General features: G+C 70.7%; 16 protein-coding genes and 1 riboswitch. Of the genes, 6 read left to right on the top strand and 10 right to left on the bottom strand.

All coding sequences use genetic code 11. The features are described 5' to 3' along the window. Positions 1-38: 38 nt before the first annotated feature. Together B1H19_RS25425 and B1H19_RS25420 are read left to right on the top strand one after the other, a co-directional pair. Positions 39-884: a TetR/AcrR family transcriptional regulator gene (locus B1H19_RS25425; RefSeq protein ID WP_083107079.1), complete on the top strand. Its 846-nt coding sequence runs from the start codon at positions 39-41 to the stop codon at positions 882-884. 45 nt (positions 885-929) lie between these two features. Further along, complete coding sequence (locus B1H19_RS25420; protein ID WP_083107078.1) at positions 930-2,162, top strand: alpha/beta hydrolase family protein; 1,233 nt, start codon at positions 930-932, stop codon at positions 2,160-2,162. A 107-nt stretch (positions 2,163-2,269) separates the two neighbouring features. Here the strand turns inward: B1H19_RS25420 and B1H19_RS25415 are convergent, their stop codons facing one another. The 6 genes from B1H19_RS25415 to B1H19_RS25390 form a co-directional block, all read right to left on the bottom strand. Continuing rightward, positions 2,270-2,914 carry a hypothetical protein gene (locus tag B1H19_RS25415; RefSeq protein WP_083107077.1) on the bottom strand — a complete coding sequence of 215 codons (645 nt, stop codon included), beginning with the start codon at positions 2,912-2,914 and terminating at the stop codon, positions 2,270-2,272. Positions 2,915-2,939: 25 nt separating this feature from the next. Beyond that, positions 2,940-4,124 carry a S8 family peptidase gene (locus B1H19_RS25410; protein WP_083107076.1) on the bottom strand — a complete coding sequence of 395 codons (1,185 nt, stop codon included), beginning with the start codon at positions 4,122-4,124 and terminating at the stop codon, positions 2,940-2,942. A gap of 162 nt (positions 4,125-4,286) precedes the next feature. Further along, on the bottom strand, positions 4,287-5,702 hold the full coding sequence (locus B1H19_RS40475; protein WP_083107075.1) for a hypothetical protein: 1,416 nt from the start codon (positions 5,700-5,702) through the stop codon (positions 4,287-4,289). Positions 5,703-5,813: 111 nt separating this feature from the next. After that, positions 5,814-6,125 carry a hypothetical protein gene (locus tag B1H19_RS25400; RefSeq protein WP_083107074.1) on the bottom strand — a complete coding sequence of 104 codons (312 nt, stop codon included), beginning with the start codon at positions 6,123-6,125 and terminating at the stop codon, positions 5,814-5,816. A 299-nt stretch (positions 6,126-6,424) separates the two neighbouring features. Further along, a complete protein-coding gene (locus B1H19_RS25395) occupies positions 6,425-7,681 on the bottom strand; it encodes a metallophosphoesterase (RefSeq protein WP_083107073.1) in 1,257 nt (418 codons plus the stop codon). Positions 7,682-7,810: 129 nt separating this feature from the next. Further along, the gene (locus tag B1H19_RS25390; protein WP_418361471.1) at positions 7,811-8,110 is read right to left on the bottom strand and encodes an SCO4848 family membrane protein; all 300 of its coding nucleotides are present in this window, start codon (positions 8,108-8,110) and stop codon (positions 7,811-7,813) included. Between B1H19_RS25390 and B1H19_RS25385 the strand changes: the two genes are divergently transcribed. Further along, positions 8,109-9,488, top strand: coding sequence for a D-alanyl-D-alanine carboxypeptidase family protein (locus B1H19_RS25385; RefSeq protein ID WP_237289508.1), 1,380 nt, complete (start codon positions 8,109-8,111; stop codon positions 9,486-9,488). The genes B1H19_RS25390 and B1H19_RS25385 overlap by 2 nt on opposite strands. Positions 9,489-9,519: 31 nt before the next feature. Here B1H19_RS25385 and B1H19_RS25380 read toward each other — a convergent pair whose 3' ends face one another. From B1H19_RS25380 to B1H19_RS25365, 4 genes are all read right to left on the bottom strand, one after another. Next, on the bottom strand, positions 9,520-10,440 hold the full coding sequence (locus tag B1H19_RS25380; RefSeq protein WP_083107071.1) for a YihY/virulence factor BrkB family protein: 921 nt from the start codon (positions 10,438-10,440) through the stop codon (positions 9,520-9,522). Positions 10,441-10,546: 106 nt separating this feature from the next. Further along, complete coding sequence (locus B1H19_RS25375) at positions 10,547-11,125, bottom strand: 2'-5' RNA ligase family protein (RefSeq protein WP_083107070.1); 579 nt, start codon at positions 11,123-11,125, stop codon at positions 10,547-10,549. 243 nt (positions 11,126-11,368) lie between these two features. Next, a complete protein-coding gene (gene trpS, locus B1H19_RS25370; RefSeq protein ID WP_083107069.1) occupies positions 11,369-12,379 on the bottom strand; it encodes a tryptophan--tRNA ligase in 1,011 nt (336 codons plus the stop codon). 137 nt (positions 12,380-12,516) lie between these two features. Continuing rightward, entirely contained in the window at positions 12,517-13,791 is a 1,275-nt protein-coding gene (locus B1H19_RS25365; RefSeq protein ID WP_083107068.1) for a serine hydroxymethyltransferase, read from the bottom strand. A 41-nt stretch (positions 13,792-13,832) separates the two neighbouring features. Continuing rightward, a riboswitch (ZMP/ZTP riboswitch) is annotated at positions 13,833-13,923 on the bottom strand. Positions 13,924-14,046: 123 nt separating this feature from the next. On the opposite strand from B1H19_RS25365, the gene rocD reads away from it, so the two are divergent. The 3 genes from rocD (at position 14,047) to B1H19_RS25350 (ending at position 16,754) form a co-directional block, all read left to right on the top strand. Continuing rightward, positions 14,047-15,252, top strand: coding sequence for an ornithine--oxo-acid transaminase (gene rocD / locus B1H19_RS25360; RefSeq protein ID WP_083107067.1), 1,206 nt, complete (start codon positions 14,047-14,049; stop codon positions 15,250-15,252). Between the two features lie 118 nt (positions 15,253-15,370). Then, positions 15,371-16,258, top strand: a complete 888-nt coding sequence (locus B1H19_RS25355; protein ID WP_083107066.1) for a DMT family protein — start codon at positions 15,371-15,373, stop codon at positions 16,256-16,258. Positions 16,259-16,295: 37 nt separating this feature from the next. After that, positions 16,296-16,754 (top strand): SUKH-3 domain-containing protein, encoded by a 459-nt coding sequence (locus B1H19_RS25350; RefSeq protein WP_159028137.1) that lies wholly within the window; start codon positions 16,296-16,298, stop codon positions 16,752-16,754. Positions 16,755-16,865: the final 111 nt, after the last annotated feature.

The raw sequence follows: 16,865 nt of genomic DNA, 5'->3' as shown, positions 1-16,865 counted from the left end.
GTCGGGTGGACGATGACGCGACCAGGGGCGGGGAGAGCATGCCTGAGGCGGGGGGCGGGTCCGGCGTGCCGACGGGCGGGGGCGGCAGGTCCGCGGACGAGGGCGGCAGGTCCGCGGGCGGGCGCGGCAAGCAGGTGGCGGGCGGGCGCGGCGGGAAGAGCGAGCAGACCCGACGGCTGATCCTGGAGACCGCGCTGCGCCTGTTCCGGGAGCGCGGCTACGACAAGACCACCATGCGGGCCATCGCCCAGGAAGCCGGGGTCTCCGTCGGCAACGCGTACTACTACTTCGCCTCCAAGGAGCATCTGGTCCAGGGCTTCTACGACCAGATGGCCGAGGAACACACGGCCGCCGTCCAGGTCGTTCTCGACACCGAGACCAAACTGGCGCGGCGGCTGCGCGGGGTACTGCTGGCATGGCTGGACATCGCCGAGCCGTACCACGAATTCGCCGCCCAGTTCTTCAAGAACGCCGCCGACCCGGCCAGCCCGCTCAGCCCGTTCTCCGACGAGTCCGAGGGCCCCCGCGAGGCGGTCATCGCCCTGCACCGCCGCCTCGTGGACGGCGCCGACATCACGGTGGACGCCGAACTCGCCGAGCTGCTGCCCCGGTTGCTCTGGCTCCAGCAGATGGGCCTGGTGCTGTACTGGGTCTACGACCGCTCAGAGAACTGCGCCCGCAGCCGCGCCCTGGTGGAACGCACCTCACCCCTGGTCGCCCGCGCCCTCGCCGCCTCGCGTTTTCGCGTACTGCGCCCGCTGGTGCGGGAAGTGACCGATGTCCTGGGCGAGTTCCTCCTCCCAGCGGCCGCGGCCCGCCGCGGCGCCGGCCCGGGGCGGCGCACCTCACCAACCACTCCGGAAACTGCCATCAATAACCCATGACATTCGTCGCTACCGTCGGCGATCGCTGACACATACGCTCGAATCATGAAAAGCATCCGTCGCAGTACAGCCGTTTTAGCCGCTCTCGCCCTGGCCCTCCCACTGCCACTCGCCGCGGCCGGCACGGCCCTCGCAACCCCTTCCGCCACCACCGCCGTCGCCGCTACCTCCACACCCTCTTCCCTGCACCTGAAGCTCCCTCGCCCCACCGGTCCGTACGCCATCGGGCGCGACACCCTGCATCTGGTCGACACCTCGCGGCGGGACCCGTGGGTGCCGTCCGCCGGTGCCCGTGAGCTGATGGTGTCGATGTTCTACCCGGCGCACGCCGGCAGCGGGGCCGCCACCGCGCCGTATATGACCACCAAGGAAGCCCAACTCCTCCTGGAAAAGCAGCAGCAGGGCAAGAACTTCCCGCCCGAGGTGCTCTCCGGCACCCGGACCCATGCACACACCGGAGCCCGCCCGCTGGCCGGCCGGCACCCCTTGGTGGTCCTCTCCCCCGGCTTCTCCCTCAACCGCGCCACCCTCACCCTCCTCTCGGAGGAGCTGACCTCGCGCGGCTATGTCGTGGCTCTGGTGGACCACGCCTACGAAACGTTCGGCACCACCTTCCCCGGCGGCCGCACGCTGACCTGCGTCGCCTGTGACACGGTGGAGCACGCCCCGTCGAAGGAAGCCGCGCAGAAGCTGATGACCAAGGTGGCCGAGGGGCGGGCGGCCGATGTCTCCTTCCTGCTTGACGCCTTGACGGGCCGTCACCACACTGAGGGTGCCGCCGCCGCACGGAAGTACGCGCGCCTCATCGACCCCCACCGGATCGGCATGGCCGGCCATTCCATCGGCGGCAACAGCGCGGCCACCGCCATGGCCGCCGACCGCCGCATCCGCGCCGGGGTGAACATGGACGGCTCCTTCTTCGCCCCCGTCCCCCGCTCCGGGCTGAACGGACGCCCGTTCCTGATGCTCGGCTCCAAGGCGGGCCACTCCCCCGCCTCCGAGGACACCACCTGGCCGAGGGACTGGCGCCGGCTGGACGGCTGGAAGCGCTGGCTGACCGTGGCCGATGCCGGTCACTTCACCTTCATCGACATACCGGTCCTGGCCGCCCAGGCCGGGATCGTCGACCCCTCGGCCCCACTGCCGGGCAAGCGCTCCGGCGAGATAACCCGGGATTACGTCGGCGCATTCTTCGACCAGCAACTACGCGGAATCCACCGGCCTTTGCTGGACGGACCGACGGCCGCGAATCCGGAGGTGAGCTTCCAGAACCCCTGACCAGAACCCCTCAGCCAAGGTGAGGAGAGATGAGGGGAAGGGAGGGGAGGACCCCGGACGGACCGGGCGCCCGGGGTCCTACGACAGGCCGAGTGCTTCTCGCGGCCTCAGGCGCCCGGCCGCATCATCACCGCGCGTTTCGTCCTGTCCATGAGCCTCGCCCGCTGTGCCCTTGCCCTGCGCTCGGCGTCGGCCTCCTCCCGTTTCCGGGCGGTCTTGTCCCAGTCCGCGGGCTTGAGGAACAACATCGCGTGAGTCCTCGGCAACACCATGACGCCACCGAAAGGCAGGTCACCCGCAACCCACGCGCCCTCTTCCACACCCTCCGGCCAACCCCGACGCCCGGCCGCAGGAACCGCCAGCATCAGCGGCGCCCCATGCTGCCCACGCGTCGTCACGCGGACCTCGAACACGTCGCCGTACCGGGTCCACCTCTCATGCTTCTTGAGCACCCGGGGGTGGAACTCCAGCGGATACTCACGGAGCACTCTCGCGCACTGGAGGACACGGAGACCGTAAAGGACGCGGTACATCGTGAAGATGAAGACGAACACCCCTGCAACAAGGGGAAGAACGAGAAGAAAAGAGGTATCCCCTGTCGCACGGGACACCACCACCGGGCCTGCCACAAGCAGCGCGGTGACCAGCACACGGATGGCAATGAGTCCGGCCAGGGCACGACGATTGGCGTTCAGTATCTGCGCCGTGTCGGGAGCCTTCGGTGAGGTCGGGGTAGGCGAGTCGTACGTCATGGCTGTCGCTTCAGGCCCGTGGCTGTCATCCGGTGTTCTTACGGCGGCGAGCCGACGCGACGAGGGCGACGACGCCTACGGCGACCAGTGCACCGACGCCGATGCCGCCGTAGAGGAGGGCCTTGTTCGTGCCGTTGTCCGACGACTGGCCGGCGTCTTCGCCCTGGGACGCGCCGGAGGATGCTCCGGCCTCGGCCGGATCGCCCTTGGGCATCGGCAGCGGGCCCTCCTTGGGGCCTGCCGCGAGGGTTTTGCGGAGGGCGGGGCCGGGCTGGAGGAAGCCGTAGCCGTAGTGGGGGTCGGGGAGGTTGAAGTGCTTGGCCTTTTGCGGCTGGGCCAACCCGGCGGTTTTTACCAGGCGGTTGGCGATCTGGCCGGGGGTGAGGTCGGGGAACTTCTGCTTGAGGAGGGCGGCAGCGGCGGAGACGTAGGCGGTCGCGTCGGAGCTGCCTTGTGCGGCGTGGTCGTAGCCGGTGTCGCTGGTGCCCGACGCGACCGTGATCTTCACGCCGGGGGCGAGCAGGTCCGTGTCGGAGTTGTAGTTGTTGAATTCGGCCGCCGCGCCGTACTGGTCGACCGCGCCGACGCCGATCGCCCCGGGGCAGCCCACCGGATAGGTCTTGCCCGTGGCGGCGTCGTTGCCCACCCCGGCCACGACGACGACGCCCTTCGAGAGGGCGTAGGCGATGGAGGCACACTCGTCGCCGGCCTGTCCGGCGCCGCCGTAGGACATGTTGATGACGTCGGCGCCGTGGTCCACGGCCCAGCGGGTGGCCTGGCCGCTGCTTCCGTATTCCGGGACGGGGAGGATCTTGGCGTCGGGCGCCAGGCCCTTGACGCCCTCGGAGCCGCCCGGGCCGTGGCCGTGGCCCGCGATGATCGAGGCCATGGCGGTGCCGTGGTCACGGACGTCGTGTTCACCGGGCTTGAGGTGTTTCGCGGCCTCGGCCTCGTTCCGCTTGCCGAAGTCCGGTTCGGGGAGGAACTGCCCCTTGAGGTCCTGGTGGGTCTCCCGGAAGCCGCTGTCGAGCACGGCCACCGTCACGCCCTTTCCGGTGGCCTCCTTCCACAACTGCTCGGCCCCGAACGCCTCCAGCGGCCACTGTTCCTTGCGTACCTGGTCCGCGGAGGCGGTGGCGCTCGCGGTGAGGAGCAGCGCGCCGGTCAGCGCCGCACCCACCGTCGCGCGCAGTGTTCGGGTGACCCTCATCCTTGGCTCCTTGTCGGTGTGCCGTCCGGACGGCAGTGTTCCATCCGCGGAAAAGCCCCGCACCCTCGGGCGCGGGGCCACTCCTTGCCGACGGCCGTAGGCACGGCCGCCGTACGCCGTGCGCACGGCCCCTACGCACCGCCCGTCCGCACGATCGCCGTGCTACTCGATGACCCGCGGCGCCACCTGGCGCTCCGCGGTCCAGGTCTCCTCCTCCTCGACCAGGTAGTCGGGGCGCTGGCTGCCGCCCTTCTCCTTCTTCTGGTCCTTGCCCTTGGCTCCGGCGGCGCCCACGCCCGCCTGCTTGCCGCCGCGGCTGCGGTGCAGCCCCGAGCCGCCCTGTTTGGCGCCGCCCGCGGGACCGCCCGGCTTACCGGCCACGCCGCCCCGGGTACGCGCCTGCGCACCGCCGCGGCCCGGCGTGCCCTCGCCCGGCTTGCCGCCCTTGACGCCGCCCGCGCCCGGCATACCGCCGCCGCGCAGACCGCCGGCACCGGCCGGGCCGCGTGCGCCGCCGGGGCCCGTGCCGCCGGGTACGCCGAAGACCCCCGGCGGCATGCCACCGGGGAAGCCCCCCGGGCCGCCGGACACACCGTGTCCGGCGCCGGGCCCCCCGGTGCCGGGGATGGCGGTGGCGGAGGTCGGCGTCATGGTGCCGCCCTGCACGCTGTCGAGTCCGGTGGTGAGGGGCAGTTGGGGCCGGTGGGCCTTGGGTCCGTCGAAGCCGTCCGGGACGGCGCCGCCGGCCACGCCGTTGGGCTGATGCGTGCCGGTCGAGGACGCGTGGGGGTGCGTATCGCCCGTCGTCGGCATCCGTACGGGAGGCGGTGCCTGGGTCCTGGTGGGATGTGTCGGCCAGTCGCCGTGCACGCCGTCGTCGGCGTTCTGGACCCACCCCTGGGAATGGGTCGTGTAGTGGTCGGCCAGCTCGTCCATCACGATGACCGCCTCGACCTGGCGCTCCTTGCTCAGGGACAGGCTGTCCCGGTTGAGCTCCAGCGCCTGGCGGGCATCCATGTTCGGGTCGGCCATGTCCCGGCGGAACTGGCTGTCGTCGCCGCTGGAGTCCATCGCGCTGTCCACCGTGCCCGGGTCATGGATCTTCGCCATGGCCTTCATGGCCTCGCGCACATTGTGGGCGAGGCCGACCTCCGGGCCCGACTCGCGCGTGCCGATCAGCGAGGACTCCATGTTCCGGGCGTGCTGATAGGTCCGGTCGATCTTGCTGAGGACCTTCACGGCCTCCCGGCGGAACGCCTCGGCCGCCGCACCCGACCAGTGCTTCGACGCATGGTCGACGGCGTCCATGAACTTCTTGCGGACGCCGCCGTGTCCGTCGCTGCCGCCCAGCAGATCGGCGGAGGCGCGCCAGTGGGTGCCGGCGGTCTCGATGGTGCCGGGGTTGGCGTGCGCGACCATGGCGCGGAGGGCGTTGATGCCGTGGTGATGGAAGTCGGACGGGGAATGCGGGGTCAGACGCTGGCCCTTGAACGACTTCAGCCGCTTTTCGCGCTCCTGGTCCTGGCGCTGCTTCGCCATCTGCTGGGCGCTGTCGTGTTCCTGCCTGGCATCAACCACGCCGGTCCCCCTTGCTCGTCATCCCTCGCATCCTCGTCCCCGTCCCCGTCTTCGTCCCGGCTCTCGTCCCGGTCCTCGTCCCCGTGCCGTCGTTGCGGCCCGCGGCCGTGGTCAGCCGTTCATCGAGACCCTGGTCTGGTGCTCCTGGTCCTCATACGCGCCCCGGCTGGCCTCGGTCTTCTCGCCGAAGGTGTGCATAAGGTCCTGGAGCGCGTGGACGACGTCCGACAAATAGCCCTGCATTTTGTCGTGGGCCTGCGAAATATCGTCCACTTCAAGGAAGTTGACCCCGAATGACGACTTCGGGATGTTCGTGCTGTACTTCACCTTCTGACTGGTCTCGTCCATATCGCCCTGAAGGTGCCTGAGCTGGCGCACCACCCCGTCCAGCTCGTCGAGGTCGACCTTGAAGTCCTTGCTCATGACCACTCTCCCCGTGACGCGCACACCCCGCTCGCCCCCGGTGCGCCGCCCGGCCGAGCCGCCGTCCGGCGGCCGCCGCGGCAGAGGGGTTATGGGCAGCGTAAAGTCACTAAAGAATAGGGAGTTTGCGACCGAAACGGCAAGATCGTAAGTCGTGATCTGTCCGGTTCGAGGCGTAATGCGACCGCACTTTGTCAGCGGTCCGTTATCAAGTACCCGGGCGGCGCCACTTTCACCCCTCCCAGGGGGAGATCAAGACGGCCGACGGGGTCGGGAAAGAGCCGGGAACGGGGCGCGAACTACGCCCGCAGGGAAGCGAGTTCGACGACGGTCACATCCGGCGGCGCACCCACCCGCACCGGCGGCCCCCAGGCGCCCGCGCCGCGCGTGACATACAGCTGGGTGCCGCCGTAACGGGCCAGCCCCGCGACGGTGGGATTGGTGGCCGCGGCGAGGTAGGTGACGGGCCACATCTGGCCGCCATGGGTGTGGCCGGAGAGCTGGAGATCCACGCCGTGACGGGCGGAGTCGTGGACGGTGACGGGCTGGTGCGCCAGGAGGACGACGGCGCGGGAGGCGTCCCGGCCGCCGAGGGCGCGGGCGTAGTCCGGTCCGGCGTGTTCGCTCTCGCCCGCCAGGTCGTTGACACCTGCGAGGTCGAAAGCGGGGAGTTCGGTGCGCGCATTCTCCAGCGGATGGACGCCCAATTCACGGACGAAATCGATCCATTGGGCGGCTCCCGAGTAATACTCGTGATTTCCGGTGACGAAATACGACCCGTACCGGGATTCCAGCGCGCGCAGCGGTTCGGCGGCCGGGCCGAGGTCCGGGACGCTGCCGTCGACCAGATCGCCGACGATGGCGACCAGATCGGGTCCGGTCCGGTTGACCGTCTCGACGATGCGCCGGGTGTGAGCGCGGCCGAGGACCGGGCTCAGGTGGACGTCGCTGACCAGGGCGATACGGAAGCGGTGCGCGGCGCGCGGCAGTTTGGCCAGCGGGACGGTGACGCGCTTGACCCGGGGGCCGCGCAGGGTCGTCGCGGTGCCGTAGCCGACGGTGGCCACGGCGGCGAGCGACGCACCGGCCGCGACCGACCGGGCCACGAACCGCCGACGGGAGGGGGCGGCGGGGAGCGAGGGGCGGGCGGGAGCGGGCACGAGGGCGGGCGCGGTGGCGTCAGCGGTGGATGCGGGCGCTTCGTCGGCGGATGGGGCCACCTCGTCGGGCGCCGCGGCCTCCCGTCCCCGCCGGACCCGCAGCCACACCGCCCGTACGACCTCCCCCGCCAGCAGGCCCACCAGGAGGTAGAGCATCAACGCCAGCCAGAGATAGCCGGGCCAGGCCAGCACCTGCTGGAGGACGAACGGCGCGCCGAGCCGGCCGGCGAGGAGGGCACTGAGGGCGAGGAGCGGGAGGGCGAAGGCGGCGACGGTGCCCGCGCGGCGGGGGAGGCCACCGGGGGTGGTGGTGTCGCGGATCAGCCGGCACCACAGATAGCGGTGCACGGCGAGGAACAGTCCGAGCACCAAGACCACGATCAGGGCGAAGAGCACGCCGACTCCCCCGGCAGCGAGAGGTGGAACGCCCGCTCGCCATCCGGAACGGGGCGCTTGTGCGCCTCACGGTAAGGGAGCCGGACCCTCGGGAGCGCCCCGTCCCTGCGCCCGGGACGGGGCGGAGTCTTATGCGCGCCGCAGGGCCCGCACGCCGCGGAACCCGATGACCCCGATCGCCGTCCCCAAGAGAAAGGACGTCACCGCGAGCACCAGGTGGACCCAGAAATAGGCCGTCGGGTCACCTGCCGCATCGAAGGCGAGGCCGCTGCCGTCCTTGACCAGATTCTTGACGAAAGTGATCCAGATGAACCAGCTCCACACCCCGAAGGCGAGCAGGAACCAGGAAACGGGGCGGGAGAGGGTCGCGGGGGTGCGGCCCGTGGCGGAGCCACTTTCGGGCGCAGTGTCATCCGAGGAGCGCAGCATGGGATCCAGTATGGGCAGCGGCTCCATCCGGCGGCCCGGTGGGGCACTCTTCCGAGGGGTGGGGGCCAAGGAGGGTGTCGGGCCGGGTACGTTCTGCGACGTGCCGATGACCATTGCTGACTCCACGGCTGTGACCCCTTCGACCGCCCCCGGCGGCATCGGGCCCCGGCGCCGCCCCGCGCGGACCCTGACCGCGCTGGCCCTCGCCACGGCGCTGGCCTCCGCGCTGCCGGCCGGCGCCGCATTCGCCGTCCCCAAGGGCAACAAGCAACCCAAGGCCCCGGCGCCGCCCGCCAAGATGTCGCAGGTCGGCGGTGAGCGGCTGGGCCTGCCGGGCGTCCAGGTGGGGCGGCTGAAGGCCGGTGCGCCCCAGCTGCCCGGCCCCGACGCGCTCACCGCCCGTTCCTGGATCATCTCGGATGCCGACTCCGGCCAGGTGCTGGCCGCCAAGAACCCGCACTGGCGGCTGGCGCCGGCCAGCACGCTGAAGATGCTGTTCGCCGACACCGTGCTGCCGAAGTTCCCCAAGAACGAGAAGCGCAAGGTCAAACCGGCCGACCTGGCGGGGATGGGCATCGGCAGCAGCATGGTGGGGATAAAGGAGAACCTCACCTACACGGTCCACGATCTGTGGCTGGGGGTGTTCCTGCGCTCCGGCAACGACGCGGTGCATGCGCTGTCGGCGATGAACGGCGGTACGGAGGCCACCGTCAAGGAGATGCAGAAGCGCGCGAAGGAACTGAACGCCACCGACACCCATGTCGTCACCCCGGACGGCTACGACGCGCCGGGCCAGGTCTCCAGCGCCTACGACCTGAGCCTGTTCGCCCGCGCGGGGCTGCAGAACGCCGACTTCCGCGAGTACTGCTCGACGGCGAGCGCGCAGTTCCCGGGCGACGAGGCGAAGGGCGGCAAGCGCAAGACGTTCGGGATCCAGAACACCAACCGGCTGCTGAGCGGTGACTTCGACATCCGTCCCTACCCCGGTATCGAAGGGGTGAAGAACGGTTCCACCACCAACGCCGGGTCGACGTTCACCGGACTCGCCGAGCGCGACGGCCGCAAGCTGCTGGTCACGGTCATGAACCCGCAGAAGAAGGAGCACAACGAGGGCTACCGCGAGGCCGCCCGGCTCCTGGACTGGGGCTTTGCGGCGGCCGGGAAGGTGGAGCCGGTCGGGCGGCTGGTCGGGCCGCAGAGCGAGGACCGCGCGGCCAAGCACGGCGCCGACGGCAAGAACGACGCGCAGATGGGCATGCACGGGTCCCCGGAGGGCTCGGGCTCGGTCCTGACGGCGGTCGGCATCGGCGGCGGCGTGCTGGCGCTGGTGGGCCTGGGGGCGGCGCTGGTGCTGCGCCGTCGGCGGGCGGGCTCGTGACATAGCGGGCCCGCAGGGGTCGGATACGGGATCAGGTACGGGGGCGGGGCGCGGCGGGAGCCGGCTCCGCCTCCGGCGTTTCCTGCCCGGACCCGGCCGCGTGCGTGGCCGTCCACGCCGCGCAGAACACCAGCAGTTTCGCCGTGAAGTTGATCCACAGCAGCAGCGCGATCGGGGTGCCGAACGCCCCGTACATGCTCCGCGAGGCGACGCCCCGGAGGTAGCCGCTGAGCAGCAGTTTGAGCAGTTCGAAGCCGATGGCCCCGATGAGTCCGGCGATCACGACGGCGCGCCGGGGAGGGTGGACGCCGGGCAGTTTGGTCAGGACGTAGACCAGCAGCACGAAGTCCGCGAGGACGGCGATGCAGAAACCGGCGGCGGAGAGCAGAGCGGCGCCGGCACCGCCCTCCGGGAGGCCGATCGCGTCGGCCGCCTTGCCCACCACGGCGGTCGCGAAGATCGAGCAGGCGCCGGAGAGCAGCGCCACCCCGCCGAGCCCGAGCAGCAGCACACCGTCGCGGAGCTTGCCGACGAAGAAGTTGATGTCCTCGTCCTCCTTCTCCCACACCGCGCTCAGGCAGTCGCGCAGCGAGTCGACCCAGCTGATGCCGGTGAGGAGGAGGAGCGCGCCGGCGATCAGTCCGACGGTGGCGGCGTTGTTGACCAGTCCGGCCAGATCGATCTGCTTCGAGATCCCGGGGATCTGCTCGGCCATCTTGGCCTGGAGCTGGTGCAGACGGCTGTCGCTGAGGAACGCGGCACCGATCGCGGCGGCGACGGTGAGCAGCGGGAAGAGCGCGATGAAGCTGGTGAAGGTGATCGCGGCGGCGAGCCGGGTCCAGTGCACCCGCAGCATGCGCGTGTAGGCGCGCCACAGGTGGGTGGTGAGCAGCCACCGTACGGCCGGGCGCAGCACCGGTCCGATCACGGGCAGTCGGGTCAGCCAGTCCATGGTGTGGTCGGTCCCCCTTGGTCGCCCCGCGCCGTTCGCCGGCCACGTCTCCCGGGCGTATACCCCGGCCGGTTATCCGGAACCTTAGCTTCCGGCGGGGTGGCGACTAGGACGTCGGCGCCGGGGGTCGTGAGAGATCGGCCTGCCGTGGCAACGCCGTCGTCTGCCGGAACGGATACTCCCGCTCCAGCCGCCACACCGCGTCGTCGCCCTGCTGGTAGAGCCCGAAGCCGCCGATCGTCCAGGTGGCGCGGAAGTCCGCCAGCCCGCTCTGGGCGCGGTCCATGGCCTCGTCGGCGATGCCGTGCGCGACCGTGACATGCGGGTGGTACGGGAAGGCCAGCTCGCGGGCGCAGGGGCCGGAGGCGGCGCGGATGGCGGCCTGGAGCGCCGTGCAGCCGGCCTCGCCCTCGGCGACCTTCACATAAACGACCGGGGAGAGCGGGCGGAAGGTGTCCGTGCCCTCCAGGCGTAGCGGAAAGGGCCGGAAGGCGGCGGCGACCTCGGCCAGATGGGCCTCGATGGCGGGCAGCGCCCCGGCGTCGGCCTCCGTCGGGGGCAGGAGGGTGATGTGGGTGGGGATGCCGTGTGCCGCGGGGTCGCCGAAGCCCGCGCGCTTCCCCTGGAGGAAGCTTCCGTAAGGCTCCGGGACCGCGATCGAAACGCCCAGCGTTACGGTCCCCACGGCGTTCTCCCTCCTGAAGTCCAAAAGCGGCAGCTGCACTCACGACAGGTCCACGACCGGCCCGCCGCGGCCGGTCCCCGGGCGGCGCGCTCGCACGCGCCGGCTATCAGTGTGCCGGGTGCGGGCCCGACGCGCGGTGTGTCCTCGGTCCCGTTACCGGCGGACACCTCCGCCGGGCGGTACGGGCGCCCTGCCCCGGGCCGCCCGCGGGCCCGGCCGGTGCCGGATCCGCGGGCCGGGCGCTCAGTGCTTGGCCGGCAGGAATCCGAGCCGGTCATAGGTGGTGGCGAGGGTCTCGGCCGCCACCGCGCGGGCCTTCTCGGCGCCCTTGGCGAGGACGGCGTCCAGCGTCTCGGGGTCGTCGAGGTAGGCCTGCGTACGGTCCCGGAACGGTGTGACGAATTCGACCATCACGTCGGCCAGGTCCGTCTTGAGCGCGCCGTACATCTTGCCCTCGTACTTCTGTTCCAGCTCGGCGATGGAGGCGCCGGTGAGCGTGGAGTAGATCGTCAGGAGGTTGGAGACGCCCGGCTTGTTCTCCGCGTCGAAGCGGATGACGGTGTCGGTGTCGGTGACCGCGCTCTTGATCTTCTTGGCGGAGGACTTGGGCTCGTCGAGCAGATTGATCAGGCCCTTGGGGCTGGAGGCCGATTTGCTCATCTTGATCGACGGGTCCTGGAGGTCGTAGATCTTCGCCGTCTCCTTGAGGATGTACGGAGCCGGGATCGTGAAGGTCTCGCCGTAGCGGCCGTTGAAGCGCTCGGCCAGATCGCGGGTCAGCTCGACGTGCTGGCGCTGGTCCTCGCCGACCGGGACCTGGTGGGCCTGGTAGAGCAGGATGTCGGCCACCTGGAGGATCGGGTAGGTGAACAGGCCGACGGAGGTGCGGTCGGTGCCCTGCTTGGCGGACTTGTCCTTGAACTGGGTCATCCGGCCCGCCTCGCCGAAGCCGGTGAGGCAGTTCATCACCCAGGCCAGCTGGGCGTGCTCGGGCACATGGCTCTGCACGAACAGCGTGCAGCGCTCCGGGTCGAGGCCCGCGGCCAGCAGCTGGGCGGCGGCGATCCGGGTGTTGGCGCGCAGTTCGGCCGGGTCCTGCGGAACGGTGATCGCATGCAGGTCGACGACCATGTAGAAGGCGTCGTGGGACTCCTGGAGCGCCACCCACTGGCGGACCGCGCCGAGGTAGTTGCCGAGGTGGAAGGAGCCGGCGGTGGGCTGGATGCCGGAGAGCACACGAGGTACGAGAGCCATGCCACCGATTGTCTCAGGTCCGCGACGGGCGGCCGGCGCGTGGTCGGGGTGTGGACGGGCTGTGGACCGGATGGACGGGATGGACGGGATGGACGGGCGAGGGCCGGCCCCGTGGCGGCGGCCGGCCCTCCCCGGACTCATCCGGCGATCGGCAGCCCCGGCGCCGGGTAGCGGGCCATCAGCTCGGCGACCTCGCCCCGCAGTGCCGCCAGCTCCTCCTCGTCGCCCTTCCCCGCGGCCGTCACGCCCCGGTCGATCCACTCCGCGATCTGCGGCATCAGGTCCGTACCCAGCCCGCGCGAGGTGAGCGAGGGCGTACCGATCCGGATGCCCGACGGGTCGAACGGCTTGCGCGGGTCGAACGGCACGGTGTTGTAGTTGACGACGATCCCGGCGCGGTCCAGCGCCTTGGCGGCGACCTTGCCCGGTACGTCCTTGTTCGTCAGGTCGATCAGCACCAGGTGGTTGTCCGTACCGCCGGAGACCAGATCGAAGCCGCGCGCCAGCAGCGCCTCGGCGAGCGCCTTGGCGTTGGCGACGACGGCGTGCGCGTAGTCGCGGAAGGACGGCGCGGCGGCCTCGTGCAGCGCCAACGCGATGGCGGCGGTGGTGTGGTTGTGCGGACCGCCCTGGAGACCGGGGAAGACGGCCTTGTCGATGGCCTTGGCGTGCGTGGCGCGCGACATCAGCATGGCGCCGCGCGGCCCGCGCAGGGTCTTGTGGGTGGTCGTGGAGATGACATCGGCGTGCGGCACCGGGGACGGGTGGGCCCCGCCCGCGACCAGTCCGGCGATATGTGCGATGTCCGCGACGAGTACGGCATCGACCTCGCGCGCGATCTCCCCGAACGCCGCGAAATCGATGGTGCGCGGCACGGCCGTCCCGCCACAGAAAATGATCTTCGGGCGTTCCTTGCGGGCGAGGTCGCGCACCTCGTCGAAGTCGATCCGCGCGGTGTCGTGCCGTACGCCGTACTGCACACCGTTGAACCACGTGCCGGTCGCCGAGACGCCCCAGCCGTGGGTGAGATGGCCGCCCATCGGCAGCGACATGCCCATGACGGTGTCGCCGGGCCGGGCGAACGCGAGGTAGGCGGCGAGGTTGGCGGGCGAGCCGGAGTACGGCTGGACGTTGGCGTGCTCGACGCCGAAGACGGCCTTGGCGCGCTCGACGGCCAGCGTCTCGACGAGGTCGATGTTCTGCTGGCCTTCGTAGTAGCGACGGCCCGCGTACCCCTCGCTGTACTTGTTCTGAAGGACCGTTCCGGTGGCTTCCAGAACGGCGGTGGAGACGTAGTTCTCGCTGGGAATCAGCCGCAGCGTATCGGCCTGGAGCCGCTCCTCGGCGCCGACGAGCGCGGCGAGTTCGGGGTCCGCGGCGGCCAGCGCGGGATGCGGAAGGGACTGTGTCATGGCGTTCTCCGGGGCGGTCGATCGGTGGTCCGGTCGTGGTCCCGGGGTGCCCAGGCGGGCGGCACCTCGAAGGTGGGGCTTCGCACGGCTTCCCCGGGGTCATTTCCCCGTGCGCCAGTCGCCGTGCCTGGGGGTCAGCCTAGCCCGCACATCCGTCGCGGTACGCCTGGCCGACGCAATACCGCCAGGCCAGAGCAACAATGAAGAGGGGTGCGGCGGCCCCGCGCCCCCAGGGCCTACCGATCGGAGTCACCGGTGACGACCACGGAACGCTGCATCGCCGCCGCCGATGCCCACAGCGCACACAACTACCACCCGCTCCCCGTCGTCGTGGCCACCGCCGAGGGCGCCTGGATGACGGACGTGGAGGGCCGGCGCTATCTGGACCTGCTCGCCGGGTACTCCGCGCTGAACTTCGGACACGGCAACCGCCGGCTGCTCAACGCCGCGAAAGACCAGCTGGAACGCCTCACCCTCACCTCCCGCGCCTTCCACCACGACCGTTTCGCCGACTTCTGTACGCAGCTGGCCGACCTGTGCGGCATGGAACTCGTCCTGCCGATGAACACCGGCGCCGAAGCGGTCGAGACGGCCGTGAAGACGGCCCGTAAATGGGGCTACAAGATCAAGGGCGTCCCCGACGGCCGGGCGAAGATCATCGTCGCCGACAACAACTTCCACGGCCGTACGACCACCGTCATCTCCTTCTCCACCGACCCCGAGGCCCGCGCCGACTTCGGCCCCTACACCCCCGGTTTCGAGATCGTCCCGTACGGCGATCTGGCCGCGCTGGAGGCGGCGATCGACGACGACACCGTCGCGGTCCTCCTGGAGCCGATCCAGGGCGAAGCGGGCGTCCTCGTCCCGCCGCCGGGCTATCTGCCGGGCGTACAGGAGCTGACCCGCAGCCGGAACGTCCTGTTCATCGCCGACGAGATCCAGTCCGGCCTGGGCCGCACCGGCCGCACCTTCGCCTGCGAGCACGAGGGCGTGGTGCCCGACATGTACGTCCTGGGCAAGGCGCTGGGCGGCGGCGTGGTGCCGGTGTCCGCCGTCGTCTCCTCCCGCGAGGTGCTGGGTGTCTTCGCCCCCGGCGAGCACGGCTCCACCTTCGGCGGAAACCCGCTCGCCTGCGCGGTGGCCCTGGAAGTCATCGCCCTCCTGCGCACCGGCGAATTCCAGTCCCGTGCAACGGAGTTGGGCAGGCATCTGCACGACGAGCTGCGCCTGCTGGTGGGCGGCGGCGCGGTGGACGCGGTACGCGGCCGGGGCCTGTGGGCGGGCGTGGACCTCAACCCCTCGCGCGGCACCGGGCGGGAGATCGCGGAACGGCTGATGGCACGCGGCGTACTGGTCAAGGACACCCACGGCGCCACGATCCGGATCGCACCGCCGCTGGTGATCAGCAAGGAGGACCTGGACTGGGGGCTGGAGCAGCTGCGGGGGGTGTTGGAGGGGTAGCCGGGCAATGGCGAGGCGAGTGCGGGAGGGAGCCGGGGCGCGGGAAAGGTAGCCGGGGGCGGTAGCCAGGGCGCGGGGGCAACCTCCCGCACCGTACAGTCGCCTCGTGATCCTCGGGATGATCTGCGCCCTCGGCTCGGCCGTCTGCTTCGGCACCGCCTCCGTCTTCCAGGCCGTGGCGGCCCGGACCACCGCGCCCGGCACCGACTCGGGCGTGGACCCCCGGCTGCTCCTGCGGGTGCTGTCGCAATGGCGCTACCTGCTCGGCCTCGCCCTGGACGGCGTGGGCTTCGTACTGGAGCTGGTGGCGCTCCGGGTGCTGCCGATCTACGTGGTGGGGGCGGCGCTGGCGGCCACGCTCGCGGTGACGGCGGTGGTCGCGGCGCCCGTGCTGCACACCCGGCTGCGCCCCGCCGAATGGGGCGCGGTGGGGGTCGTCTGCGGCGGCCTGGCGCTGCTGGCGCTCTCCTCCGGCGCACAGGGACACCTCCAGGGCACCCCCGAACTCCGCATCGGCGTACTGGCCTTCGCCCTCGCCGTCCTCGCCTCCGGCGCGCTGGCCGGCCGTCTCCCGGACCGCGCCCGCGCCGCCGCCCTCGGCCTGGGCGCCGGCCTCGGCTTCGGCGTGGTCGAGGTGGCCGTCCGCCTCATCGACGAATTCTCCCTCCCCTCCCTCCTCACCAACCCCGCCTCCTACGCCCTCCTCATCGGCGGCGGCGCCGCCTTCCTCCTCCTGACCACCGCCTTCCAGCGCGGCTCGGTGACCACCGCCACCGCCGCCATGGTGATCGGCGAAACCATCGGCCCCGCCCTGGTCGGCATCCTCTGGCTCGGCGACCGCACCCGCCCCGGCCTGACCCCTCTGGCCGCCCTGGGCTTCGCGCTCGCGGTGGCCGGGGCGCTGGCACTGGCCCGGTTCGGGGAGGCGCCGGCGGAGGCGGGGAGTGAGCCGTCTTCGGCGGGCGAACAGGGGGGGCGCAGGGCGAGGTCGGTCGGCGATACTTGAGGGAAGTTCGGTGGTGGTCTGAACGATGAGGTCTGCCATGAACCCCGAAGTGTCGAGGGAAGAAATCCTGCAATGGCTGTCCACGAACGGATGGAGTCCGGGCAGGGATATTGCCGACAAGGCACGTGAATTCATTGACGACGCTGTAGCGGATTCGGTGGCTGAAGGTTTCCCGGTAGTCCCTTCGGAATCCGCAGAGAGGTTCGTCCGCACTTACGGACTGCTTCAGCTCAGACATCCCGGCGATCCGGATGAGAAGCTCGTCACCAATCCGACCGGCGGCTACGAGGGAGACTTCGAGGAGATCGCCGAGCTTGCACAGGAAATCGGAAAGAGTTTGTTCCGGGTCGGCTACGACCTGCCGGAGGGCGGCATATTCGCCCTGGCCGAAGACGGCTGCTTCTACTACATCCATCACACCGGCGCATCTTATATCGGGGCTGATGAATACGAAGCCTTCGGGAATTGGTTGAGAGGGAATTTTCAAAGCATCTGAGCATCCGGACGATGGGTTGATGCCGGGACGGCTTCATCCCGCCTCGTTCAGGGGACGGTTGTCAGCCGCGCGATCTGGATGGCGCAGCGGATGTTGCTGCCGTCCTGAGAC

Origin of the sequence: Streptomyces gilvosporeus (assembly GCF_002082195.1) — a bacterium.
GTDB classification, from domain to species: domain Bacteria; phylum Actinomycetota; class Actinomycetes; order Streptomycetales; family Streptomycetaceae; genus Streptomyces; species Streptomyces gilvosporeus.
This window is presented reverse-complemented; position numbering and strand designations above follow the sequence as displayed.